1 protein-coding gene is annotated in these 736 nt (G+C 73.1%); it reads right to left on the reverse strand.

Annotated elements, in window-relative coordinates:
• The coding region (gene add, locus KUM32_RS36810; protein WP_217146224.1) for an adenosine deaminase at positions 1–736 on the reverse strand (736 nt) is incomplete at both ends.

Here is a 736-nt window from a genome sequence, read left to right on the forward strand (position 1 = left end):
GGTCCAGGCCGAGCGCCTCACGGACGGCGGTGTATTTGTCGCCGACGTAGCCGCCGAAGTACGCCGGGTCGTCGGAGTTGACGCACACCCGCAGGCCGGCCGCGAGCATGGCGGGCAACGGGTGGTCGGCCAGGTTCTCGTACACCCGCAGCCGCACGTTGGACAGCGGGCACACGGTCAGCGGCGTCTGGTCCGCGACCAGCCGGGCCACCAGCGCCTCGTCCTCCAGGCAGCGCACGCCGTGGTCGATCCGATCCACGCCGAGGATGTCGAGCGCCTCCCACACGTAGCCGGGCGGGCCCTCCTCGCCCGCGTGCGCCACGCACTTCAGCCCGGCGGCGCGGGCCCGCTCGAAGACCTCGCGGAACTTCGACGGCGGGTTGCCCACCTCGGCCGAGTCGAGCCCGACCGCGGTGATCCTCCCCAGCCAGGGGCGGGCCGCCTCGAAGGTGGCCAGCGCCGACTCGGCGCTCTCGTCGCGCAGGAAGCACATGATGAGGCGGGTGGTGATGCCGTACGTCCCGGGCGCCTGGTCCAGCGCGCGGGCGAGGCCGTCGATGACCGTGCCGATCGGCACCCCGCGCGCGACGTGGGCCTGCGGGTCGAAGAAGATCTCGGCGTGCCGCACCCCCTGCGCCCGGGCCCGCGCGAGGTAGGCGTGCGCCAGCTCGGCGAAGTCCTCCTCGGTGCGCAGGACGTCCATCAGGGCGTAGTAGAGGTTGAGGAAGGACTGGAG

The organism is Streptomyces sp. AC627_RSS907 (assembly GCF_019049165.1).